Source organism: Trueperaceae bacterium (assembly GCA_023954415.1).
In the GTDB taxonomy this organism is placed as follows: Bacteria; Deinococcota; Deinococci; order Deinococcales; family Trueperaceae; genus JAAYYF01.
Genome location: JAMLIB010000002.1, coordinates 199,712 through 223,057, shown reverse-complemented (window position 1 = coordinate 223,057; position 23,346 = coordinate 199,712). Strand labels below are relative to the sequence as shown.

17 protein-coding genes are annotated in these 23,346 nt (G+C 69.5%); 6 read left to right on the top strand and 11 right to left on the bottom strand.

Annotation, left to right across the window (positions count from 1 at the left end; translation table 11 throughout):
• Window positions 1–18 precede the first annotated feature (18 nt).
• From M9914_03420 to M9914_03410, 3 genes are all read right to left on the bottom strand, one after another.
• The gene (locus M9914_03420) at window positions 19–489 is read right to left on the bottom strand and encodes a hypothetical protein (protein ID MCO5173218.1); all 471 of its coding nucleotides are present in this window, start codon (window positions 487–489) and stop codon (window positions 19–21) included.
• A gap of 223 nt (window positions 490–712) precedes the next feature.
• Window positions 713–1,765 carry a Fic family protein gene (locus tag M9914_03415; protein ID MCO5173217.1) on the bottom strand — a complete coding sequence of 351 codons (1,053 nt, stop codon included), beginning with the start codon at window positions 1,763–1,765 and terminating at the stop codon, window positions 713–715.
• A gap of 245 nt (window positions 1,766–2,010) precedes the next feature.
• Window positions 2,011–2,637, bottom strand: coding sequence for a hypothetical protein (locus M9914_03410; GenBank protein MCO5173216.1), 627 nt, complete (start codon window positions 2,635–2,637; stop codon window positions 2,011–2,013).
• Between the two features lie 206 nt (window positions 2,638–2,843).
• Between M9914_03410 and M9914_03405 the strand changes: the two genes are divergently transcribed.
• The 5 genes from M9914_03405 (at window position 2,844) to M9914_03385 (ending at window position 8,003) form a co-directional block, all read left to right on the top strand.
• Window positions 2,844–3,545, top strand: a complete 702-nt coding sequence (locus M9914_03405) for a response regulator transcription factor (protein ID MCO5173215.1) — start codon at window positions 2,844–2,846, stop codon at window positions 3,543–3,545.
• Complete coding sequence (locus tag M9914_03400; protein MCO5173214.1) at window positions 3,542–4,885, top strand: ATP-binding protein; 1,344 nt, start codon at window positions 3,542–3,544, stop codon at window positions 4,883–4,885. Before M9914_03405 ends, M9914_03400 begins: the two co-directional genes overlap by 4 nt.
• Before the next feature lie 339 nt (window positions 4,886–5,224).
• Window positions 5,225–6,001: a molybdate ABC transporter substrate-binding protein gene (gene modA, locus M9914_03395; protein ID MCO5173213.1), complete on the top strand. Its 777-nt coding sequence runs from the start codon at window positions 5,225–5,227 to the stop codon at window positions 5,999–6,001.
• Between the two features lie 5 nt (window positions 6,002–6,006).
• On the top strand, window positions 6,007–6,825 hold the full coding sequence (locus tag M9914_03390) for an ABC transporter permease (protein ID MCO5173212.1): 819 nt from the start codon (window positions 6,007–6,009) through the stop codon (window positions 6,823–6,825).
• Complete coding sequence (locus M9914_03385) at window positions 6,822–8,003, top strand: ABC transporter ATP-binding protein (GenBank protein MCO5173211.1); 1,182 nt, start codon at window positions 6,822–6,824, stop codon at window positions 8,001–8,003. The genes M9914_03390 and M9914_03385 overlap by 4 nt, the downstream gene beginning before the upstream one ends.
• Before the next feature lie 2 nt (window positions 8,004–8,005).
• Here the strand turns inward: M9914_03385 and M9914_03380 are convergent, their stop codons facing one another.
• The gene (locus M9914_03380) at window positions 8,006–9,904 is read right to left on the bottom strand and encodes a molybdopterin-binding protein (GenBank protein MCO5173210.1); all 1,899 of its coding nucleotides are present in this window, start codon (window positions 9,902–9,904) and stop codon (window positions 8,006–8,008) included.
• 161 nt (window positions 9,905–10,065) lie between these two features.
• Here M9914_03380 and M9914_03375 point away from each other — a divergent pair, with 161 nt between their 5' ends.
• Window positions 10,066–12,267, top strand: a complete 2,202-nt coding sequence (locus M9914_03375; protein MCO5173209.1) for a GAF domain-containing protein — start codon at window positions 10,066–10,068, stop codon at window positions 12,265–12,267.
• A gap of 104 nt (window positions 12,268–12,371) precedes the next feature.
• Here M9914_03375 and M9914_03370 read toward each other — a convergent pair whose 3' ends face one another.
• From M9914_03370 to M9914_03340, 7 genes are all read right to left on the bottom strand, one after another.
• A complete protein-coding gene (locus tag M9914_03370) occupies window positions 12,372–13,412 on the bottom strand; it encodes a tellurite resistance/C4-dicarboxylate transporter family protein (protein MCO5173208.1) in 1,041 nt (346 codons plus the stop codon).
• A 91-nt stretch (window positions 13,413–13,503) separates the two neighbouring features.
• Complete coding sequence (locus tag M9914_03365; protein MCO5173207.1) at window positions 13,504–15,060, bottom strand: MFS transporter; 1,557 nt, start codon at window positions 15,058–15,060, stop codon at window positions 13,504–13,506.
• Window positions 15,057–16,490, bottom strand: coding sequence for a respiratory nitrate reductase subunit gamma (locus M9914_03360; GenBank protein ID MCO5173206.1), 1,434 nt, complete (start codon window positions 16,488–16,490; stop codon window positions 15,057–15,059). Before M9914_03360 ends, M9914_03365 begins: the two co-directional genes overlap by 4 nt.
• Window positions 16,487–17,194, bottom strand: a complete 708-nt coding sequence (locus M9914_03355) for a hypothetical protein (protein ID MCO5173205.1) — start codon at window positions 17,192–17,194, stop codon at window positions 16,487–16,489. The genes M9914_03360 and M9914_03355 overlap by 4 nt, the downstream gene beginning before the upstream one ends.
• Window positions 17,194–18,735 (bottom strand): nitrate reductase subunit beta, encoded by a 1,542-nt coding sequence (gene narH / locus M9914_03350; protein ID MCO5173204.1) that lies wholly within the window; start codon window positions 18,733–18,735, stop codon window positions 17,194–17,196. Before narH ends, M9914_03355 begins: the two co-directional genes overlap by 1 nt.
• 3 nt (window positions 18,736–18,738) lie before the next feature.
• Window positions 18,739–22,506, bottom strand: coding sequence for a nitrate reductase subunit alpha (locus tag M9914_03345; GenBank protein ID MCO5173203.1), 3,768 nt, complete (start codon window positions 22,504–22,506; stop codon window positions 18,739–18,741).
• Window positions 22,503–23,309, bottom strand: a complete 807-nt coding sequence (locus M9914_03340; protein ID MCO5173202.1) for an iron-sulfur cluster assembly protein — start codon at window positions 23,307–23,309, stop codon at window positions 22,503–22,505. Before M9914_03340 ends, M9914_03345 begins: the two co-directional genes overlap by 4 nt.
• Window positions 23,310–23,346: the final 37 nt, after the last annotated feature.

Genomic DNA, 23,346 nt, shown 5'->3' with positions numbered 1-23,346 from the left:
CAGGCGGGGTGGGGCGCCTCAGGTGAGGAGGAGACAGCCGAGCACGACGAGGGCGAGGCTGAGCAGGCCGATGAGCGCGCGCAACGCCACGGCCGACCGGCCGCCGCGGCGGACGCGGCCGCCCAAGTCGGCGTCCTGCGGCGCGGCGCCTGCCGCCTGGCGCAGGCGCGTCATCCGCCGCGCCTGCGCGACCCCGAGGGCCAGCGCTCCGACAAGCGCGGCGGCCGTGATGGCGCTGGCTACGAGGAGCCCGTCCCACTCACGCTCGCGCAGGAGCACGGCGCCGCTGAGGAGGGCCAGGGTGAGCGCCGACCCGCCGACGGGCAGGTAGGCGCGGCCTAGCGCCCTGAAGAAGGCCACGCGGTCGAGCGGGGCCAGCGTGGCGCTCGCGGCTCTGGCCACCACGGGCATGGTCAGGAGGCCGCCGAGCCAGACGCTGGCGGAGACGACGAGGACGACGAGCCAGACGAGGTCGGCGGCGCCGGTCATCTGGCGGACGACGGTTCTGGGCGTCGGGCGGGCCGGACGCCGGCGTTCGAGGGCTGCATGTGCGAAGCGTAACCGGGGGTCGCACGGGGTGGGTGACCGGGCGGACGGTGGACGTGTCGAGGGCTTGTACATGTCGGGCGGGACTTGTCGAGATATCGCCCGTTATTCGACAGATGCTCGTGCCGTGGCTGTAGCGGCACGCGGTCGAGTCCGAGTAGGCGTGTTACCCGAATGGAACGAGTTCGGCCGCTTCTGTCGTCAGGAGCGTCAGCAGGCGCGTGTTGATGAACAGCTTGTCGCGCCCAACCTTGCGCTCGGAAAGTACCCCGATTCGGACCAGCTCTTTGAGGTAACGCGATGCTGTCTGGCGCCCGACCAACCCATTCTCGACCATCGTGCCTATGCGTGTGTAGGGTTGTTCGAAGATGGCATCCACGAGTTCGCGCGTGTATATGCGGGGTAACTGTGTCCTGACGTAGTCACGCGTTGAGTCCATCAACCCGCGTATCGCAGAGATCTTCTCGAGGGTCCAGCTGGCGGTCTCCTCGATTCCTCGAATCATGTAGAGCAGCCAAGGCTCCCAGGCAGAATCGGAAGTGACCGCGAGTAGCAGCCGGTAGTAGGCAGGGCGGTTCGCGAGGATGTACCGGCTCAGATACAGCACCGGAAGCGTCAGTAGCCCTGCCTCGATGAGGTAGAGGCTGTTCAGGACTCGCCCTGTGCGGCCGTTACCGTCCGTGAAGGGATGGATCGCTTCGAACTGGTAGTGTCCGACGGCTAAGCGGATCAGCGGGTCCAAAGCCGGTTCGTCATCGTGCATGAACCGCTCCCAGTTCGCCAGCAACTCTCGACGACGGGCGTGGCTCTCTGGTGGTGTGTAGATCACATCGCGTGAGACTGGGTTGGCGATGATGACGGTTTCGAACGTGCGCACGCTCATCTCTACGCCTTTGATGCGAGTGGCTATCGCCTCAGCGGTTCGTACCCCAAGTGGCCGACCGGTTAGTTCCCGGAAACCCGTGATCAGGGCCTCCCGGTACCTGAGCGCCTCCCTGGTGGCAGGATCCGAGCTCTCGTCGATCGAGAGCGCTTGGAACAGCTTGTCGGCAGTCGTCACGACGTTCTCTATCTCGGAACTGGCCTGGGCCTCGAGAAGCGGAAGCGTGCTGATCAGCATCGCTTGGTTCGGTATGAGGTTAGCGGCCTGTTTCAGTTCTGCCAGGGCGGCTCGAGCAGCTACCGTTGCCTTGAGCACGGCGCGGGTCTCGAGCTCCATAGGCGGTGGAAGATCCGGCAACCCGTCGTATGGGGAGCGGGGATCCCATGAAGTAGCGGACACCCCGGCAGGATATCACATATGTCGAGAAAACGGCGATCTTTCGACACGTCCAGCCGATATGTCGACGGCTCGTACATGTCGGAGCGGTGCCTGAGCCCAAAGGTGTGATAGAGCCGCCGCTACTCGAGCTGTAGCGGCGGCCTCCTAGTCTCGCGTGTGGCGGCTGCAGGGTAGCTAGTCTCCTAGCGGCGCCCCCCTTCCCGGCCTTGCTGCTGCGGTTGGCCTTGCTGCTGGCCCTGGGGGGACGGCGCTGCGTGGCGCATGTCGCCGAACCCGTTCGAGGCACCGGGGCTGCCCATATGGCTGCCCATATGGCCGCCTATATGGCTGCCGAACCCGTACGCGCCGTCGCCTGGCCCGCTGCCCCCGCCGTTGCCGAGCAGGTTGGAGCGGATGCGCAACGCGCTCGCCGCTTCCGGGTGGTCCGCCAGGAACGCTTCCACGTCCGTGCGCAAGGCCTCCTGCTGGCGCGTCAGCTCCACCGTCTTCTCGCTGACCTGCGCGGCGGCGGACTGCGTCGCCACCGCCGGCGAGTCGCCTGCCTCCAAGGCCGCTATGTACGCCTGCAGGCGCTCGACCTCGAGCTCCTGCGCGCTGGCTCGCAGCGCGTCGGCGCGGTCGAGCAGCGCCTGCGCCTCGGGCCGCGCGTCGGCCGGCACCTGCGCGAGCGCGGTCAGGCGCTGGGCCTTGCCTCGCAGCTCCGCGAGGCTTGCCTGGACGCCCGTGTCGGTGGCCGACTGCGCCAGAGCCACGGCCCCGACGACCACGGCCAACGCACCGAGCGTGACGATCAGGTAACGCTTCCTCATGTTCTCTCCCTTCGGGCGGCCGGCGCCCACGCTGGGGCTGGTCCCGGCCTGGCAGCAGGCTAGGGGCGGCGTGTGCAGACTCGGAGGAGGGGGAGAGAGCGTCGGCAACGCCACCTCCGTCGGGGTCATGGGCCGTGGGGAGAACCGTCGGGCACCCCGCCAAGACCTTCACGGGAACTACACAGAGCCGCCCTAACGTCGTGGGTATGGGCGAGACAGACAGCGCTGGCATGAAGGTCCTGATCGTAGAGGACGAACGCGGCATCTCCCGGACCCTCGAGGGCTACCTGAAGCGCGAGGGGTTGGCTACGGAGGTGGCGACCACCGGCCCCGAGGCGCTGCGTCTCTTCCGCGCCGCGGTCCCGGACCTGGTCCTGCTGGACGTGATGCTGCCCGAGCTCGACGGTTTCCACGTGCTTGAGGCCATCAGGAGCCGCAGCGTCGTGCCCGTCATCCTGCTCACGGCGCGCGGGGAGGAGGACGACCGGTTGCTCGGCCTGGGCCTCGGCGCCGACGACTACGTCGTCAAGCCGTTCTCCTTCCGCGAGCTCGTGGCGCGCGTGCGCGCGGTGTTGCGGCGGAGCTACGCCCAGGACGTCGGTGAGCTGCCGCTGCGCGTCGGGCGGCTGCGGGTCGACGTGGCGCGGGGCACGGCCGCCGCGGACGCCGAGGTCCTGCCCCTGACCGCCACGGAGTTCCGCATCCTGGCCGCGCTGGCCGCCGCCCCGGGCCGGCTGTTCGACCGCGGCGAGCTCATCGAGCGGGCGTTGCCGGAGCACGACCTCCTGGAGCGCAGCCTCGACTCGCACCTCAAGAACCTGCGGCGGAAGCTGGCGAGCGTCGGCGCCGGCGACCAGCTGGTGACGGTCAGGGGCCTCGGCTTCAAGCTCGTCGCCGGTGTGGCGTGAAGCGCCTCGGCACGAGGCTGGTGCTCGCGTTCGTCGGCGTGACGCTCGTGACGGTGCTCCTCATGAGCCTGCCGCAGCTGGCCGCTATCGCGCGCGACAACCGTGAGCTGCCCGCCTCCGAGCGCTCGCCGCTCAGCGCCGAGCAGGTCGGGCGGGCCGTCCTCTTCCCGCGCCGGTGGGCACCCGGCGGGTTCGTCGCGGTGGTCACGGTGCCGCCCTGGGAGGTGGCCCAGGGGCGGGGCCAGGCACAGCTTCAGCCCGGAGCGCAAGCGGCGGGCTCCGAGCCGGTAGCGTCGGGCGGCCCGGGAGCCTCGGCGCCGGTGCCGAGCGTGGCGGGCACTCCCCTGCAGGCGCCGAGCGGCGAGGCGGGGGCGGGCTCATGGGTGGCGCTCGGCGACCTGGGCGCCTACATGCGGGGCTCGCTCGAGGCGCGCGCCGCTACCGTGATCGGCACGGCCACGCTCGCCCTCGCGCTCGCCGTCGGGCTGGGGCTGCTCCTCGCGCGCATCATCGCCAGGCCCATCCAGCGGGTGGCCGTGGCCGCGAACAGCGTGGCGGCCGGCGACCTCACGGCCAGGGTGCCCTTGGCGCCGAGCCACCAGGGGAGCAAGGACGAGACCGTGCGCCTTGCCCAGTCGTTCAACGCCATGGCCGACAGCCTGCAGCGGCTCGAGCGGCAACGCCGCGACATGGTAGCGGACGTGGCCCATGAGCTGCGCACCCCGCTGACCGTGCTGCGGGGCCGCATGGAGGCGCTGGAGGACGGCGTGGCCCCTCTCACTCTCGTCGAGGTCGGAGACATGCACTCCCAGGTGCTGGTCCTGACCCGCCTCGTCGAGGACCTGCGCGTGCTGTCCCTCGCCGACTCCGGCAAGCTGACCCTGCACCCGCGGGAGCTCGACCTGACGGAGCTGGCCAGGTCGGCGGCGGCCGGCTACCGGGTACGCGCCGCCGAGAAGGGCGTCGGCGTGGAGGTGACGGGCGAAGGTCGCGTGGCGGCGCTCCTGGACGGGGAGCGGATGCTGCAGGTACTCGGGAACCTGCTCGACAACGCCGTGCGCTACACGCCGGCGGGCGGTCGGGTCGCGGTCGGGGTCGAGCGCGACGGCGGCGACGTGGTGTTGGAGGTCTCCGACACGGGCGTGGGTTTCCCGGAGGGCACGGAGGCGCGCGTGTTCGAGCGCTTCTACCGCCTGGATGAGAGCCGCGCGCGCGATGGCGGCGGGAGCGGGCTCGGGCTCGCGATCGTGAAGGCCATCGTCGAGGCGCACGGCGGCAGCGTGAGCGCTGGGCGCGGGGCGGGCGGCGGGGCCGTTGTCAGGGTCGTGATGCCGGCGTGAGTGGGACCATGCCGGGGGCGATCACGACCGGGATCGCCTCGCAGATCCAACGGCGGGTGGGCCGGTGCCGCGACAGGATCGGCCAGGCAGTGGCCACGTCCAGGTGGGCGGCCACGCCTGGACAGAACCTGCGAGACATTGGTTCCGAAAGCATACGAATCGTGAGTTGAGGGCGGTCGTGGCAGAGGTATCCTGAGTGGCCGGTCGTCCTAGCTGAATGAGCGTAGCCCTGCACACGTGCGGCTGGCGTGAGGAGCTTCTGTCATGGCCTTACTAGCTCTCCAGTCGGCTTTCAGAGCGGTCCTCCCCGAACGGTGTCGAGCCACCCGCCCAAGGCGAGTGGTTCCCGTCGTCGCCTCGATACTGTTCTTCTGCGTCGGCCCGCTACTTCCCGGTGGGTACGCCCACGGCCAGGCCGCCGACCGCCACCTGATCGTCTTCGCCGCCTCCAGCCTCACGGAGGCGTTCGAGGAGATCGCGGCCGCGTTCGAGGCCGAGCATCCCGGCACGGTCGTGGAGCTGTCCTTCGGGGGCTCGTCGACGCTAGCCATGCAGATCGTGCAGGGTGCGCCCGCAGACGTGTTCGCCAGCGCTGATGCAGCCCAGATGGCGGTCGTCACGGACGCCGGTGAGATCGTGGGCGTGCCGGCGGTGTTCGCAGGCAACGTGCTGGTGGTGATCACGCCGACCGACTCGGCCATCGTCTCGCTCGACGACCTGGCCGACCCCGGTGTCCGCTTGGTCCTCGCCGGTCCTGAGGTGCCCGTGGGCCGTTACGCTCGCTTGGCGCTCGCTGGGTTGGACGCCCAGTTCGGTGCCGGGTACGCCGAGCGCGTGCTGGCCAACCTCGTCTCGGAAGAGCCCAACGTCAGGCAGGTGGCCGCCAAGGTCGAGCTTGGGGAAGCGGACGCGGCCATCGTGTACGCCACGGACGCAGCCGTGCTGCGCGCCGTTCGTGCCTTGCCCCTCCCTGACGCACCGGACATCAGGGCGGAGTACTGGGAGGCCGCCTTGAGGGGGGCTAGCGACCCGGTCTTGGCGGCCGAGTTCGTTGCGTTCGTGCTCGCGCCGCAGGGCCAGGAGGTGCTCGCGAGCCACGGCTTCACGGCACCGTGAACAAGGTGCCGGGTGCGCAGCCACGCCACCCGGCGCGGTGGGGGCGGCCACGCCCGTACCTGGCGGTCGCGGCGGGCGTGGTGCTCGGCCTGCTACTGGTGCTGCCGACCCTGGTCCTCCTCGTGCGCGCCCTCGCTCCCGGCGCGTTACCGAAGGTCTTCCAGCCGACGGCCATCGAAGCGCTGCGGCTCAGCCTCGTGTCGACCTCCGTAAGCATGGGAATCGTGCTCGTCCTCGGCGTTCCCTTGGCGCACCTCCTCGCCCGGGGGCGCTTCCGTGGCCGAGGTCTCCTCGACGCCATGATCGACTTGCCCATCGTCCTGCCGCCGGTGGTGGCGGGGGTGAGCCTGCTCCTCGTGTTCGGCCGTAAAGGGCTCCTCGGTGCTCCGCTGGACGCCATGGGTGTCCGGCTGCCGTTCACCACGGCCGCGGTCGTCATCGCGCAGGTGTTCGTGGCGGCACCGTACTTCATCCGCACCATGAAGGCGGGGTTCGCGGCCGTGCCGGAGCGGCTGGAGGCGGTGTCCTGGACCCTCGGCAAGGGTCGCCGTACGACGTTCTGGCGGGTCACTCTGCCGTTGGCGCTACCGCACCTCGTGGAGGGGACGGTGCTCGCGTGGGCGCGCGCGCTGGGCGAGTTCGGAGCGACCATCGTGTTCGCCGGCAGCCTGGCGGGTCGCACGCGTACATTGCCCTTGGCCATCTACGCCGCGCTGGAGCGCGACCTCGACAGCGCGCTCGCGCTCTCTGCCCTCCTGTGCGTGGCGGCGTTCATCCTCTTGTTCGCCTTCCGGCTCGCGGTGCGACGTGGGAGCCTGGCGTGACAAAGGTGGTGTCTGCCACGGGAGATATCGCGGCGGGCGCCGTGCTCGACTTGGACTTCCGACTAAGCTTGCCGGGCTTCGACCTCGCGCCTAGGTTGACGGCGCAGGGGCGGCGACTCGCCCTCTTCGGAGCCTCCGGATCGGGTAAGACCCTGACGCTGGAGAGCATCGCAGGCTTGCGGCGGCCCCAGGCAGGCTTCGTTCACGCTCTTGGCGTGCGGTTCTTCGACGCCCGGGCCTGCATCGACCTGCCGCCACAGGCGCGCCGGGTCGGCTACGTGCCCCAGGACAACCACCTGTTCCCGCACATGAGCGTGGCGGCGAACGTGGCCTACGGACTCAGGGACAGGCTCCCGGGGCGCGTGGACGAACTGCTGGAACTCGTCGGGCTCGGCGACGCAGGCAAGAAGCGCCCGCCGGAGCTCTCGGGGGGCCAGCGTCAACGGGTCGCCCTGGCCAGGGCGTTGGCCAGCGAGCCGCGGTTGCTCCTGCTCGACGAACCGTTCGCCGCCCTCGATCAACCCGTCAGGCGGCAGTTGCGCACGGCGCTTGCTGCCATGTTGGAGAGGCTGGGGGTGCCATCGGTGCTGGTGACGCACGACCTGGTAGAGGCTACGCTCCTGGCGGATGTGATCGTGGTGATGCGGGCCGGGCGCGTGGTGCAAGTGGGTGCGGGAGACGACCTGTTGTACCGTCCCGCCGACGCCTACGTCGCCGACCTCGTGGGCATGGTGAACCGCCTGGAGGTCGCCGTGCTGAGCAGCAGCCCTACCGTATCGCACGTTGGCTGGGGTGAGGAGACGCTCGTAGTGGCGAGGGATCTCGGCGCTCCTGGCACGGCCGTGACGCTGGGCGTACGGCCGGAGGCCCTCGGTTGGGCGGATCCGGCTGCAGGTGCGGTGGCGAGCCAGGGGTACGGCCGGTTCGTGGAGGTCAGGGTGGAGCGCGTCGAAAGCGAGGGCGCCGAGTCCGTCCTGCGCGGGCGCACGCGGGCAGGTCACATGGTGGAGGCGCGCGTGTTCGGCTCGGCGCGCGCGGCAAGGGCCGGCGCCGCATGGCCGGCGGTCGGGCAGAACGTACGGCTGAGGTTCGATCCACACGACCTCTGGCCACTGGCACCCGATACCCGGATGGCTGACGAGGTGCCCGCGGCGGGCGCGCCGCGACCACCGCGCTGAACTCAACCGTCGGGCCGGGCCCGACCGGGCGCCTCGCCCCAGCGGCCCTGGAACACTATCTCAGTGAGCGGCAGACGCTCCCGCGGACGCTCTTCCTCGGCGCGCTCCTCGGCGGACAAGCCGGCTGGGTCGGCCGGGAAGCCGATGGCCAGGAGGAGCGCCACGCGGTACTGCTCGGGCACCGCCCAGGCTTCCGCCGCAGCCCGGTAGTCGAAGCCGTCGAACGGGTGGACGAGGAGGCCGTCCGCCGTCGCCTGGGCGAGCAGGTTACCGATCGCCAGGCCCCCTTCCAGCAGCGCCAGCTCGTTGGGTCTCGGCGGCTTGGTGGGGTGCTCGAGTAGCGTCTTGACCACGACGAGGACGAGGTGCGGCGCCTGCTCGGCCCAGCGGTTCTTCGGTCTCAAGGTCGTCACGAGGCGCTGGAAGGCAGCGTCGCCGTTATGGGCCACGAGGAAGCGCCACGGCTGGCCGTTCCCGGCCGACGGCGCCCAGCGCGCCGCCTCGAAGCTTCGTGACAGGAGGGGGGCGGGCACTGCCGTGGGCTGGAAGCGTCGGCGGCTTCGGCGTTCGGCGATGGGGCGCCAGATCGGGTGTGCGTGGCCGGCGGCGCCGACCGCTGGCGCGTCCTCCGGCCCGCTCGGACGCCCCGGCCAGACACCATCACCCCGGCCACCGTCCAACCACTCGAACGCGACGTCCTCACCCGCGGACGACACGGCGCCCGGCGCGAAACGCACGAGCGCGTTGGCCGCCGCGGCCGAGAACAGGTCGGCTGAACCGCGCCCTGCCAGTGGCGTGACCGACCAACCGGCCTCGTCGCTTTCCACCTTGCTGAGTTGGAACGATGTGCGCGCCGCGTCGCCCTGCCAGGGTCGGCTCAGCCTGCCGTGGTCCACCGCCTGATGCGGGTCGAGTCCCATGGCCTTGCGGATGGCGGGTCGCACGTAGCGGTGGAAGCACATGTGGGCGCTGAGCGGGTTGCCCGGCAGGCCGAAGACCAAGGCGGCCCTCCGGCGGGCGAACAGGAGGGGCTTGCCCGGCTTCTGGCGCACGCCGCGGAAGACGATCTGAGCTCCCCATGCGGAGATCGCCTCCGGCACCAGGTCGTAGCGGCCTGCCGAGACGCCGCCGCTGAGGAGCACGATGTCGGGCGAGCCCTGGCGTTCCAAGGCCGCCACCAGCTCGTCACGCGAGTCGCCAACGTGCGACACGCTGACCTCGCGTATCCCGAGCTCCTCCGCCATCGCCCGCAGCATGGCGGCGTTGCTCGAACGTATCTGCGCCCCGTGCGGGGCCAGGTCCGCGGGCACGAGCTCGTCGCCCGTGGCGACGATCGCGACCGTCGGGACCCGCCTGACGAGCACGCGAGTGCGCCCGACCGTGGCGAGGAGCGCGACCAGCAACGGCGTGAGCACCAGGCCTGAGCTCGCCACGACGGCGCCAGCGCGGCACTCCGAACCGCGAGGCGCCACGTTCTTACCCCGCCCGACGGACGTGGGCAACCTCACCCCGCTGGAGGTGTGGGTGACCTCCTCCACCGGGATCACGGCATCCGTCCCCGCCGGGCATGGCGCGCCGGTCATGATGGCGACGACCGCGTCCTCCGGCACCGGACCGGCGGGCACGTGACCCGCAGCCACCTCGCCGGCAACGGGCAGCTCACGGCCGGCGTGCTCGACGCGCACGGCGTAACCGTCCATCATGGCCCTAGGGAAGGGCGGGTAGTCGCCGTCGGCGACGATCGTCTCGGCCAGGACCAGCCCGAGGGCGCCGGCCGACTCCAACTCCACCACCTCGAGCGGTGCCACGGTGTCGAGCACCAGTTCCAACGCCTCGTCCACGCCCACGAGGCGCGGTGCGGGTCCGTTCGCTCGCGATTCCATCTGCGCGTCCTCCTTCATCGTGTACTATCCTTGAACCGTCGAAACGAAGCGTGGGCACCAAGGCGGTGAGCGCGCTTCCGCCACGCGTGGGTCACGCATGAGCGGCGTAGGGACCGAGTGTGTGCCCCGCTAGGCGTGGCGCCGAACACGGGCCGGCAGGACCCGGCCGGAGGCGCAGCTTGGAACCGCGAGCCCAGCACGGCAGCATGGTCATGGACAGCCTGCAGCGGGTCCTCGAGTGGGACCACGGGGCGGAGGCCATGCTTGGGGTGAGCGCTGGCGCCGCCAAGGCAGGCGCCTGCTACCAGGTCGTGCGGGGCACGGACGCAGCCGGCCGGCGCGTATGCGGTCCGGACTGCCCGGCCTTCGCCAGACTGCAGGCAGGGGGGCTGCGTGCTTCCTCTGCGTTGCGGTTGGACGACGGTAGCCGTGTAACCTGTAGACTCACGGCCCTGCCGGCGCCGGGTGGCGGCGCGATCGCCAGCTTGACTCGACCCCAGGGCAAGCGCGGGGCGCCGGCAGCGGAGCCGAGCCTGCTCGACGACCTCGCGGCGCAGGCGACCATCGTCGGGACTCTCGCCACACTGCCACTGGAGCTGGCCATCGAACGTTCCCTCGAGCTCATCCGCGAGGCGACGGGCGCGGACGTCGCCGAACTGTTCCTTGCCGAGCCCGGCAACCAGGCGTTGGTGCTCAGCGGCCACCGGGGGCCGTTCCGCGGCGCCTTCAGCCAGAAGCTGCGCTTCGAGCTCGGTCAGGGGATTCCCGGGAAGGTCCTCGCCACGCACGCCCCCGTGCTGAGCGCGCCGCTGCGAGACGATCCCGACTACCTCAGGGAGGGCGTCAAGGAGGCCGACTTCAGGGCCTACGGCTGCGTGCCGCTCGTGCACGCGGGTGAAGTCGTAGGTACCATCGGGCTCGCTTTCCGGCGCGAACGAGACGACTTGCAACACCAACTCGGCTTCCTCGGCTGGTTGAGCGGACCACTCGGCAGCGCCGTCCAGGCGGCCATGGTCGCGCCGCCGGCCAGGTCCTTCACGGAGGGGGCGGAGGAGATGGGCGCCGCCGCCCAACTGGAGGGGCAACTGGACAAGCTCCTCAGGCGCATGGTGGACGCCACCGGCGCCGAGGCAGGCGAACTGCGGCTCCTCCCCGCCACCGGGGGTGGCGGACCCGCCGGGCACGTGCTCCTCGCCGCCGAGTGCCCGCCGGAATGCCCCGTTCTGGACGGCGGTTCTCCCGTGGGCTGCCCGGTGGTCGCAGAGCGCCGCGTGGCCGTGCACGCCGGGCGGCTCGCTCAGCCGCCACTCGCCTGCCGTCGCAGCGGCATGGGTGGTCGGCACCTGTGCATCCCGCTGGTGGCCGACGGAACCGTCTGGGGCATCGCCTGGCTGTGGCAGCGCACGCACCGCGACGTCCTCCCCACGCGCGGTCTCGTCCTGGCCGAGGCCATGGCCGAGGCAGCCGCTCCCGCCATCCACGCGAGCAGGCTCAGGTACCAGGCTCAGGAGCGGTACCGCCGGCTGCTGGCGGAGGTGGGGCAGGCCGTGGAGGGGGTGGGTGCCAGATCGTCGATCGGCCTCGCCGTGCAGGTGGACGTCCCTCGCCAACGCCTCGACCTGCGCTCCTTCGGTGCCTTCGAGCTTCGTGTCGCGGGGCAGGTAGTGCCGCCCAAGGCCGTGAAGCGGAAGAGGACGCTCACGCTCCTCAAGATCCTCGTCGCCCAGCACGGCTCCTCGGTGGGCAGGGACGCCCTCGTGGAGTGGCTGTGGCCGGGCGGCGACCCGCGCAGCAAGGCGAGCCAGCTCTACGTCCTGGTGCATGAGTTGCGGCGGGTGATCGAGCCCGATGGTGATGAAGGGCCGCCCCGGCACGTGCTCACGGACGGCGACCGTTACCTGTTCGACCCTGGCGAGGATGCGCGTGTGGATGCCTGGGAGTTCCGGCGCCTGGCCGAGGCGGCGACGCTGGCGCAGGCGCGTGGAGACCTCGCGGCCGCGGCGGCGGCCGGCGAGGCCGCCGTAGGCCTCTACCGCGGCGACTTCATGGCGGATGAGCCGTACGCGCAGTGGTGCTGGCAAGAGCGCGAGGTGCTGCGCGAGACGTGCCTCGACGCCCTGCAGCGCCTCGCGGCCGGGGCGGGCGGGCTCGGCGACTGGAGCGGCAGCGTGCGTCACCTGCGGACCGCGGTCCACCTGGACCCGCTGCGCGAGGGGGTCCACCGCGACCTGATGCGCGCCCTCTGGGCGGCCGGGAAACGCGACGAGGCGGTGCAGCAGTACCGCGTATGCGAGGAGCTCCTCGGGCGAGAGCTGGGTGTGCGACCGCTCCCCGAGACGGCCGCGTTGCTCGCGCGCATCAAGGCCGAGCCCGCCCCCTGACGGCGTGCGCCCGCGCGCCGTCGGCCGGGACCGACGAGCGCGGCGCCGACGACCCACGGGCGGCCGCGCACCAGTACGACCTAGACGCGGGGATGTCGCGGCCGTCAGCGTGCCGTGACATCCACGATCCCCCGGACGATCGCGCGCGCGAGGCCGGCGAACGTCGCCAGCCAGGCGACGAACGCGAGGACGATGAACACTTCTGGGAGGACCGCCAGGAACTTCAGCTCGAGGGCCTCCGCCATCCTGAGAGTGCATAGCGCGTACATGCCGAGCGGGAAGACGGCACCCCAGTAGAGCGGGTCGTAGCGCAGCGGAAAGCGCTGCACGAGGTGGCGCCACACCGCCAGGATCACGAGCATGGGTATCCACCACGTACCAGTGGCCCAGAAGAACACGGTGAAGCCCTTGAGGAAAGGCAGGACGGCGTCGAGGAATGGCGACCTCACAGCGTCGGCGTACAGGATGAGGACCGACCCGCCGAGCGTCGAGATGGCCATGGCGCCCATGTTGATCCAGTAAGGCGGTGTGAGGTCCTCGGGGGCCAACCGGAAGAACGTGTAGCGGTAGAAGATCAGCGAGATCATCCAGATGTAGAGCATCCCGCCGAACAGCCATAGCGACACGGCGACGAAGTTGGCCTCGAGCCGGAACGGCTGGGGCGTGCTCGGCGCCAAGGTGGCCACCAACACGGCCAGCGCCTGCGTGGCCACGACCGCGACGAGCCACGCGCCCGTCATGCCTTCCGCCAGAGTGGGCTTGTCCTGCTTCACCGTGAGGGCGGTGAACAGCAGGTAGATGCCGATCAGCCAGAGGAGTGCGCCGCCCGCGCAAAGCGCCGTTGCCGGTCCCTTGGCGCTCCAGAGGATATAGACCTCGTTGCCTAGGATGCAGGTGGCGGCGATGATGGTGAGATAACCGGGCCCCTTCACATGGTCGACGAGGTCGCCGTAGACCATGGCCGGGTGGCGCACGAGCCGGACGGCGAACAACAGCCACAAGATCACGTAGGCCACGATGGCGAGGACGCCCAACGCGCGTGCCAGCAGCGGCATCCCGAGTTCGTGGGCCGTGATGGCGATGACCGCGGTCGCCATCACCATGGCGAACGCGGCCGGCGGCAACTCCGCTACCCACCGATCCACGAGGCCGGTCCGTCGGACCGCCGACGCCCCGGTCGGTGCAGGGCCGGGGACCGTCGTCGAAGCGGGTCCTATAGGGCGCTGCGGTGGCCGGTCACTGGAGCGCATCGGGGTCCACCGCCGTGGGCGACTTCGCGTTCCGGTCCCGCCGCCCTCCTGTCAGGAGCACTACGAAGGCCGCCAGCGCCAGCATGAACAGCGTCACCCAGTTCGACGTCCAGATGCCGGAGCCGCTCAGCGCGTAGCCGAACACCACCGGCATGACCGAGCCTCCGAGCGCGCCAAGCACGCCAACGATGCCACCGACGGTGCCCACCTCGGTGGGGAAGGCCAGGGGGATGTGTGCGAAGACTGCGCCGGAGCCGATACCCATCAGCAGGCCGAGCAGGACGACCAGCCCGGTCAGGAAGTAGACGTTGGCCTGGAAGTAGATGTGGGTGGTGCCCTTCACGACCAACTGGCCGGCGCTCACCTGCTCGCCCACCGCCACCGTCGGCTCCTGGACGAGCGTGCTGCGGGGCAGTAACGTCGCGGGCTCCTCCATCCCTCCCAAGCCCAACGCCACGCGTGTCTGCACGCGGGCGGTGGCATACGGGTAGAGGTCCGCGCCTATGCCGATGGAGTCTTCCGAGACGCTCGTGACGGTGCCGCCGCGGAGCGCGCTCACGCCCGGGCCTGGGGTCGAGATGTCCATGCGGGGCGGGAACAGCGTCACCAACACGACGACGCTGAGGCCCAGCGCCCAGCGCAGCACGCGCAGGGGCGTCAGTCGGTCAGAGAGCCAGCCGCCGACGATGCGTATCGCTGCGGACGGCAAGGAGAACAGCGAGACCATGATGCCGGCGGCGGCGAGGCTCAAGGCGTAGACGTTCACGTAGTAGGAGATCAGCCATTGCGAGAGCGCGACGTAGCCGCCGAAGGTGACGAAGTAATAGAGGCCGTAACGCCACACGTGGCCGTTCCGCAACGGCGCGAGGCGCACCAGCAGGGGCCTGGCGGCCAACGCGCCGCCGCGCGGCTCGCGGGTGATCGCGAAGAAGGTCAGCGCCGTCAAGACGAGGAGGGCCCCGTAGACGCGGGGGAACCCCCTCCATCCCTCCAGCGCCGTCCCCTGCGCGGTGAGGTAGCCCAGCAGCATGGGGCCGAAGGCGGCCGTGAGGGCCGTTCCGGCGTTGCCCGTCCCGAAGATGCCCAGCACCGCCCCTTGGCGCGCTGGCGGGAACCACCGCGACACGAAGCTGACGCCTACCGCGAAGCTCGCGCCCGCCGAACCGAAGGCGAGGCTGCCAAGCAGCAGGTCGCCGTAACCTTTGGCGAAGCTCGTGAGGTACAGCGCCGCTGCCGCCAGCAGCATCAGGATCGTGAAGACGATCCGCCCCCCGTAGCGATCGGCCAGCATGCCGACGGGAAGGCGCAACAGGGCGCCGGTCAGGACCGGCGCCCCGACGAGCCACGATATGTGCATGCGGCTCAAGGGCATGGCCCCGCTGGCATCCAAGAAGGTCACCAGCACCCCGTTGCCAAGCCATGCCGCCACGCACACCGTGAACGCGAGAGTGCTCGCTACCAGCGCCACCCAGGCCTGACGGGAGGTGGCCGGGCGCGCTGGCGCAGAGCGGTCGTCGCGGAGGCGGGCGCCCTCGCGCGTCAAGGAAGCACGTCCTCCTTGAGGTAGGCGACCAGCGACCAGATGTCGGTCTCCGGCAGGAAGGCGAAGCTCGGCATCTCCGCCCCGGTGTCGCCTGGGATGCCGGCGGCAACGCGGTAGTAGAGCTGAGTCGGATCCGTGCCCGCCTTCACTCTGCCTGCGGCCAGGTCGGCCGGGCGAACGGGCAGGTTCGCGGCCGCCGGACCGTCGCCGGCGCCGCTCGGCCCGTGGCAGACGCTGCAGTTGGTGGCGAAGAGCTCGCTGCCGCGGCTCACGAGCGCGGGCGTGAACTGGGGCACGGGTCCTGCCTGGATCTCTGGGCCCGGCGCGGGCCGGTCGACCCACAGGTGATCGATGACCTGCACGAGGCTCGCCAGCTGCTCGTCGCTCAGGAAGGGGAACCCGGGCATGCCGCCGGCCGGCAGGCCGTGCTGAACGGTGTGCTGAAGGTCGGTGTCCGAGGCCACGCCGTTCGTGGTCGAGACGAAGCGGAAGCGCCCTTGCGTGAGGTTACGCGGTGGCACGGCGAAGACGGGCGAGGTCTTGCTGATCACCTGGCCGTCGCCCTTGACGCCGTGGCAGCGGGCGCACGAGCCAAGGAAGAGCGCGTAGCCGGGGAGGTCGACGACGGTGGTCGCGTTAGTAGCCGTGCCGGCCCGCGCCATGCCGCGAGGCCTGCCGGGAGTGGGAAGGAGGAAGCCCACGGCGAGGAGCAGGACCACCACTGTGACGATGGAGTAGGTGAGGACCGACGTGTCGGTGCGCAGGGCCAACTCGAAACGGCGCTGGAACTTGCGCCGCGCGGTGCGCATGGACTGGTAGGGGCGCACGAGGTAGTTGACGGGCAGCGTCCAGGCGTGCACGAGCTTGGTGAAAGGGAAGTAGGCGAGGAACGTGAAGGCGAGGAAGACGTGGATCTGCGTGTAGAGGGGCGCGCCCGCCATGAGTTCGGGCTCGGGCTGGAAGCGGAAGAGGCTGGCCAGCCATAGACCGGCGTTGAAGGCGGCCCCCCAGATTAGCTGGATCACCGACTGGTACAGCGCCACGCTCAAGATGGCTATCAGGAGGATATGCACGCCGTAGTCGTCGTGCTGGCTGAGCGCGCGGAGCTCGGGTACCGCGAGGCGGCGAGCCACGGCCAGGATCGAGCCACTGAGGGCCATGAAGCCGCCGACGATGCCGATCCAGAAGAAGGCGTGCACCCAGCTTCCCATGCCAAGGACGCCGCCGACGATGCCTATGGCGTGGCCGACGAGCAGCAAGATGATGCCCCAGTGGAAGAGCAGCGACGCCGCGCCAAGGAGCCTGCGGTTGAACATGGTGGTGGCGCGCGTCGTGAACTCGAACGGCCGCTTGCGTAGTCGGATGAACGGCACGACGAAGAAGAGCGTCATGCACAGGTACGGGTACACGGCCCACAGCGCGAGGCTCATCCGCTCACCCCTTCCTTTCCCTTGGTGGCCAGGCGCCCGGGCGCTCGCGAGCCGGCGGCGCCGATCACCGGGAGCTCCGCCCCGGCAGGCACCGGATCCCACGCCGGGTCCGGGCAGCTGGCCGCATCGTCCTCGACCAGGAGGCGCAAGTACTCGATGAGCTTGGCGTACGGCGACTCGTACTTCTCGAGCGCGGCCTGCAAGAGTGGCAACGCCGGTAGCACGTGACGCTCGAGGAGGTAACGCCTGAGACCTATGCCGTCCAGCTCGGGGTGCGTGAGCGAGTGGTCGAGGAACTCGACCACGAGGGGGAGGTAGTCGGCCAGCTCGGCCCCGTTGGGCTCCAGGCCGAAGTGCCGATAGATGGCCTTGAGCTCGAGCATGTAGGCGTTGCGTCCGGAGATGCCGGCGCCGCGGCAGGTACTGGGTTCTTCGAAGAGGTAGGAGCCGAGGTAGAGAGGGCAGGGGGGAGCGAGCTCGAGGAGGGTGAGATACTCGTCGGGGTCGCCGGCCCTCGGCGAGTCGAAGAACGCGTCGAGGAGCGCGAGTTGCCCCTCGGGGCCGCTCTCGAGCGCGTGGCGGCACTCCGTCAAGGCGTCTTGGTCGCGCTCCTCTGGGTAGAGGAGGGCCCCTGCGGCTAACCGGTAACCGGCGGACAGGTGCCCCGGCACGAGCACCTGGTGACCAAGGGGTGCGCTCGTCATCAGTGCTCCACCCCCTCTCCGCTCCCATGGAACGTGCTGCGGCGCTTAGGCCCCTTGTCTGCGGTGAACTCAGCGAAACCCGCGAAGCCGCGCTCGATGTAAGGCGTGCTGGCCGTCTTCTCCACGTGCGCGGTCGGCACCACGAAGCGCTCGTGGTAGTGCGCCAGGGAGAGGAGGCGGTGCATGTGCACGGCGTCCTTCACGGTGAGACCCGCGTCGGCCAGGACGGCTTCGTCCGGCTTGCCCTCCACTCGCTGCGAGCGGCGGAAGCGGCGCACGGCGAGCTGCCGCGCCAGGGCCTTGCGCACCTCGGCCACGTTGCCTGCCGCCAGGAGGCTGGCGAGGTACTCCATCGGGATGCGGAACTCGTCGAGCCCGGGGAAGATCTGCTCGCCCGTCATGTCGTAAGGACCCTCCCCCGTGTCGGCGCTGGCGACGGGGCTCTCCGGCGGGATGTAGAAGAGGCTCGGCAGCGTACGGAACTCGGGGTGAAGGGGCAGGGCTATCTCCCAGTCGACGACCATCTTGTAGACGGGCGAGCGCCGGCACGCCTCCAGCCACGCCTCGGTCACGCCCGCCTCCCGGGCCGCGGCGATGACCTCCGGGTCGTTGGGGTCGAGGAGCAGCGAGCGGTGCAGCCGCACTAGGTCGGCTTCCGGCGCGTTGGCCACCTCGGGCACGCGGTCCATGTCGTAGAGGAGCGGTCCCATGTAGCGGATGCGTCCGGGGCACGCGACGAAGCAGGCGGGAGGCTGGCCCGTCTCCAGGCGGGGGTAGCAGAGGATGCACTTCTCCGACTTGCCCGTGCGCCAGTTGTAGTAGGTCTTCTTGTAGGGGCAGCCCGACACGCAGTAGCGCCAGGCGCGACAACGGTCCTGGTCGATGAGCACCACGCCGTCCTCCTCGCGCTTATAGGCGGCGCCCGTGGGGCACGAGCCGACGCAGGCGGGGTTCAGACAGTGGTTGCAGATGCGCGGGAGGTACAACATGAAGGAGTCGCGGAACTTGAGGTAGGCGCTCCTGGCGGCCGGCGTCAGCTTCTTCAGGTTCGGGTCCTCGCCACCCGTGCCGCCCTCGTAAAGGCCGGCAGCGTTGTCCTCCCAGTTGACCGCCCACTCGATGTCGATGTCCTCCTCGCCCGATATCTGCGACTTTGGCCGCGCGACGGGCTGGGAGTACTTGGTCGGCTCGGTGGAGTGCAGGTCCTCGTAGGTGAAGGTGAACGGCCCCTTGCCGTAGTAGTCCTCCATCTGGGGCATGACGGGGTTGTAGAAGAGGTTGAGCATCAACCAGAAGCGCGACGCTTGCTTGAGACGCGGGTGGTCGGCCCCTTCGTTGCGCTCCCAGCCGCCGCGGTACTTGTCCTGGTCTTCCCACGCCTTCGGGTAGCCGATGCCGGGCTTCGTCTCGACGTTGTTCCAGAACATGTACTCCGCGCCCTCGCGGTTGGTCCACACGTTCTTGCACGCCAGGGTGCAGGTGTTGCAGCCCAGGCACTTGTCCAAGTTGAACACCATAGCCATCTGCTGCTTGACGCGCATGACTCAGATGCTCCTTCCGAGTTGGTCCTCGCGGTAGATGACCTTGCGGCCGCCCGCTTCCATGGGCTTCTTCCGGATCACGACGACGGCGTCGCGCTCGGAGGGGCTGGTGCCCTGATAGTTGAGCCAGTAGGTCCAGTTGGCGTAGCCGCCAACCATGGTGGAGGGGTTCATCATGATGCGGGTGGGGGCGTTGTTGTTCCCGCCGCGCAGGTCACTTACGCCCCGCTCGCGTGCCAGGGACGAGAAGGGCACGTTCACGTGGCGCTCGGAGGAGTGATAGAAGATCGCCATGTCGCGCGGAACGGTGGCGCTGACCACTGCCCTGACGACGCTGATGCCGTTCTGGTTGTAGAGCTCCACCCAGTCGTTGTCCGTCACGCCGATGGTGCGGGCGTCGTCATCGTTGATCCACACGACCTGGCCGCCGCGGAACATGTTGAGCATGTGCCAGGTGTCCCAGAACATGCTGTGGATCGACCACTTGCCGTGTGGCGTGATGTAGCGGAAGACCTTCGTGCCCGGCTTGCCGAGGTCGGACTCGGCGATGTCACCGATCTTGACCGTGTCGACGGGCGGCTTGTAGGTGGGCAGCTCCTCGCCGAGCTCGCGGAACATGCGGTGGTCGTAGTAGATCTCCTGACGGCCCGAGAGCGTATGCCATGGCTTGAGCGCCTCCACGTTCATGGTCCAGGGCGCGTAGGTGCGTCCGGCGCTCTCTATCGCCGACCAGTGTGGCGAGGTGATGGAGCGCCGTGGCTGTGACACGAGGTCGGGGTAGTGGTGGCGGATCTCGCGCTCCGGCTCCACGAGGTGGGCGAGGGGCACGCCCGTGCGCTTCTCCAGGTTCTTGAAGATGGCGTACGAGAGCTCTCCGTCGCTCTCCGGCGAGATGCGCAGGATTACCTCGGCCACCTGACGCGCGTCCTCCAGGGACGGCAGGCCGTTCTTCTCGCCGACCAGGTAGCTCTCCTTGAGTTCCTCCACGACGTGCGTGAGGTCGCCCTTGATGCCCTTGGCGCCGTAGCCGTCCGGCCTGGCGACCGCCGGCCCGAGAGTCGTGTACTTGTCGAGGATGGCGGTGTAGTCGCGCTTGACGACCTTGACGTTGGGGAACGTCTTGCCGGGCACGGGCGAACCGTCGCCCGCCCACCAGTCGTGGAGCTCGCCCATGGGCTGGGCCATCTCGTCCGGCGTGTCGGTGGCGAGGGCGGTCATGACCAGGTCCTCGACCGGGTTGGGGAGGTAGGTCTTGGCCAGCTCGGAGACCTTGGCGGCCACCAGCTTGAACGCCTCCCAGTCGTGCTTCGCTTCCCACGCCGGGTCGTGCGCAGGGGTGAACGGGTGGAAGAACGAGTGCAGGTCCGTGCAGGTGAGGTCGTACTTCTCGTACCAGTGGGCCGTAGGCAGCACGATGTCGGAGTAGTTGGCCGAGGAGTCCATGCGCAAGTTGACGTTGTAGACGAGGTCGAGCTTGCCGAGCGGCGCCTCGTCGTGCCACTGCACGTCCTCGACCATGCCCTGCGCGCGGTCGTCACCGAGCACGTTGTTGTGAGTGCCGAGCAGGTGCTTCAGGGCGTACTCGTGGCCGCGCATGGAGGTGCCGATGAGGTTGCCGCGGTAGATCCACAGGACCTTCGGGTGGTTCTCGGGGGCGTCCACGTCTCGTAACGCGAACTCGAGCTTGCGGGCCTTGAAGCTCTCCGCGACCCAGGTGGCCACCTCCTCGTCCGTCCGGCAGCCGGCGTCACGGGCCTCGCGCAGGACCTCCATGGGGCTGCGCTTGTCGAACTGCGGGTAGAACGGCAGCCAGCCGTTGCGTACGGCGAGCATGTTCATGTCGGCAGCGTGCTGGGCCTTCTTGGGGTAGACCTTGGCGCGCGGCGCCCATAGCGGTTCCAGGGTCATGCCGTCGTAACGCCACTGGTCCGTGTGGAAGTAGAAGTACGAGGTCGAGTTCATCTGGCGGCTGGTCACTCCCCAGTCGGCGGCTCCGCCGAGCGTGCCGATGGCGGCGAACGGCCTGACCTTCTCGGTGCCAACGTAATGGTTGAAGCCCCCGCCGTTGCGCCCCATGCACCCGGTGAGGATGCCCATGACGGCTTCCGCGCGGTAGATGAGCGGCCCGCCCTGGTACCAGTGGAGGATGCCGGAGCCGGTGATGAACATGCACTTGCCCTCGGTCTTCTCGGCCGTGTCCGCCCACTCCCGCGCTACGCGGATCACGAGGTTGCGGTCGACGCCCGTCTCCTGCTCCTGCCAAGCTGGCGTGAAGGGCTGACTGGCGTCGTCGTAATCCGTCGGGTAGAGGCCGGACAGGCCTCGCCCCACGCCGAACTGGGCGAGGAGCAGGTCGTAGGCGGTCGCCACGCGCACGGGCCCGGTCTGCGTCTGGATGACCCGGCTGGGCACCCCGCGCAGGTTGGCGCGGGCGGGCACGCCCTTGCCGGGGGTAGTGCCGAACTCCACGTTGAACGTGTCGGTGAAGTCGGCGAACGCGACGCTGGCCTCCTCCCACTCGCCGTCCATGAGGGTGAGGGCAGGCTGGAAAGCCTCGCCGCTCACGGCGTCCTCCTGCTTGAGGTTCCAGCGGCCGGTGGTCTTCTCCTCCCAACGGAAGCCGAGCGAGCCGCCCGGCAACCGGATGCGACCCTGCTGGTCGAACATGGGGAGCTTCCAGTCGCCGTTCTCCTCGTCTTGGTAATCGCCCAGGTCGGAGGCGCGCAGGAAGCGGCCGGTCACGAAGTGCCCGTCCTCCTCGTCGAGGCGCACGAGGAAGGGGAGGTTCGTGTACTGCGCCACGTAGGGCAGGAAGTAGCTCGAGCGCCTCTCGACGTGGAACTCCTTGAGGATCACGTGGATGCACGCGAGCAGGAACGCGGCGTCGGTGCCGGGTCTGACCGGCACCCAGAGGTCGGCGAACTTCGTGATGTCTGCGTAGTCGGGGGAGAGGTTGACGATCTTGCCGCCGTTGTACTTGTGCTCCGAGGCGAAGTGGGCATCGGGTGTACGCGTCATGGGCAGGTTGGAGCCCATCACGATCCAGTAGGCGCTCTGGTACCAGTCGGCCGCCTCGCCCACGTCCGTCTGGTCGCCCCAGATCATCGGCATGATGTGCGGGAGGTCGTGGTACCACTCGTAGAAGCTCAACATGGTGCCGCCGAGCAGGTTCGAGAGGCGCTGGCCGGAGATGAAGCTGACCATGCTCATCGCCGGGATGGGCGAGAACGACGCCAGGTGGTCGGCGCCGTACCGTTTGATGGTGTAGATCTTGGCGGCCGCGATGATCTCCGTGGCCTCTTCCCAGGTCGTGCGTCGCCAGCCGGCCTTCCCGCGTGCCGAGCGGTAGGCCTTGGAACGCTCCGGGTCCTCCACGATGGCCGCCCATGACTCCACGGGTCCGTTGCCGGCGGCGCGTTCTTGCCTGTAGAAGTCGAGTAGCACGCCGCGCACGTACGGGTACTTGGGTCTCACGGGGGAGTACGGGTACCAGGAGGACGAGATGCCGCGCTGGCAGCCGCGGGGCTCGTAGTTGGGGGTCTCGTCGTTGATCTGCGGCCAGTCCGTCTTCTGCAGCTCCCAGGTGATCATCCCGTCCTTGACGAAGACCTCCCAGGAACACGAGCCGGAGCAGTTGACGCTGTGGCTCGTGCGCACCGACTTGTCGTACGACCAGCGCCGGCGATAGAACTCCTCCCACGCGCGCGGTTCGTCCAGCACGCGGAACCAGCGTGTTCCCTTGCCGTTCTTGCCGTTGCCGCCCGTGCTCATCTCGTGGCCTCCATCAGGTCGACGCTGCTCTGCGCCGCGACCGCGCCCTCGCGCGCCTCGACGAGGTAGGCACGCCTGAACGCCTCCACGAACGGTCGGAAGTCCTGAACCGTGCCGTAGATGGCGACGATGGCGCCGCGCGTGATGTCGTAGACGAGGTTCACGGCCTCGGTCCTGCCCACCGGGTGTTTGCGCGCCACCCCGCCGTGGTCCACCCAGTCCTCCCGCAGCGCTTGCAGAGAGGCGTAGAGGAGCTCACCGCCCGAGTGCACCAGCCACCACACGCGGAACTCCCAACCGTCGTGGTTCACGGCCCGCTGGACGGCGCGCGTGCCGGCCGCCTGCGGGTCTATCTCCCATTGCAGGACGGGCAGAGGGCCCGTGTACGTCGGGTCCGGTTGGCCGAGGGGCTCGTCGGGGATATCCGGTACGTGAGCTCCGGACGCCTGGGCCATGTCGCCAAGGAGCACGTCCGGTTGCGGGTCGACGCCGTCCTCGAGCAGCTCCGCCTGGAGCGGGTTCATTCTGCCGTTGCCGAGGAGCATCGAGTCGTCGTCGTAGGGCCGCTCCGTGTCCACGCGCACGAGGGCGAAGCTCGCGCCGTAGAGCACGTCCTTGATGCTGTCCTCCATGGCCTTCACCTTCGTGGCGTTGGTGGTGTTCGGCGCGAAGCGCACGGCTACGGTGGCGCCGTCCACGTGCACGTCGCGGACGAAGCCGGCGGCAACGATGTCGCGCGCGTAACCCGGGTACGGCACCTGCCGCAGCAACTCGAGTACCTCCGTCGACCTGGGATCACTCATCGCCAAACCTCCATCGCCCTCCCGCCGGGACGCACCT

Coding starts and splice junctions, on each gene's coding strand:
- M9914_03420 (MCO5173218.1), bottom strand. CDS start 489: ATGACCGGCGCCGCCGACCTCGTCTGGCTCGTCGTCCTCGTCGTCTCC.
- M9914_03415 (MCO5173217.1), bottom strand. CDS start 1,765: ATGGAGCTCGAGACCCGCGCCGTGCTCAAGGCAACGGTAGCTGCTCGA.
- M9914_03410 (MCO5173216.1), bottom strand. CDS start 2,637: ATGAGGAAGCGTTACCTGATCGTCACGCTCGGTGCGTTGGCCGTGGTC.
- M9914_03405 (MCO5173215.1), top strand. CDS start 2,844: ATGGGCGAGACAGACAGCGCTGGCATGAAGGTCCTGATCGTAGAGGAC.
- M9914_03380 (MCO5173210.1), bottom strand. CDS start 9,904: ATGAAGGAGGACGCGCAGATGGAATCGCGAGCGAACGGACCCGCACCG.
- M9914_03360 (MCO5173206.1), bottom strand. CDS start 16,490: ATGAGCCTCGCGCTGTGGGCCGTGTACCCGTACCTGTGCATGACGCTC.
- M9914_03355 (MCO5173205.1), bottom strand. CDS start 17,194: ATGACGAGCGCACCCCTTGGTCACCAGGTGCTCGTGCCGGGGCACCTG.
- narH (MCO5173204.1), bottom strand. CDS start 18,735: ATGCGCGTCAAGCAGCAGATGGCTATGGTGTTCAACTTGGACAAGTGC.
- M9914_03345 (MCO5173203.1), bottom strand. CDS start 22,506: ATGAGCACGGGCGGCAACGGCAAGAACGGCAAGGGAACACGCTGGTTC.
- M9914_03340 (MCO5173202.1), bottom strand. CDS start 23,309: ATGAGTGATCCCAGGTCGACGGAGGTACTCGAGTTGCTGCGGCAGGTG.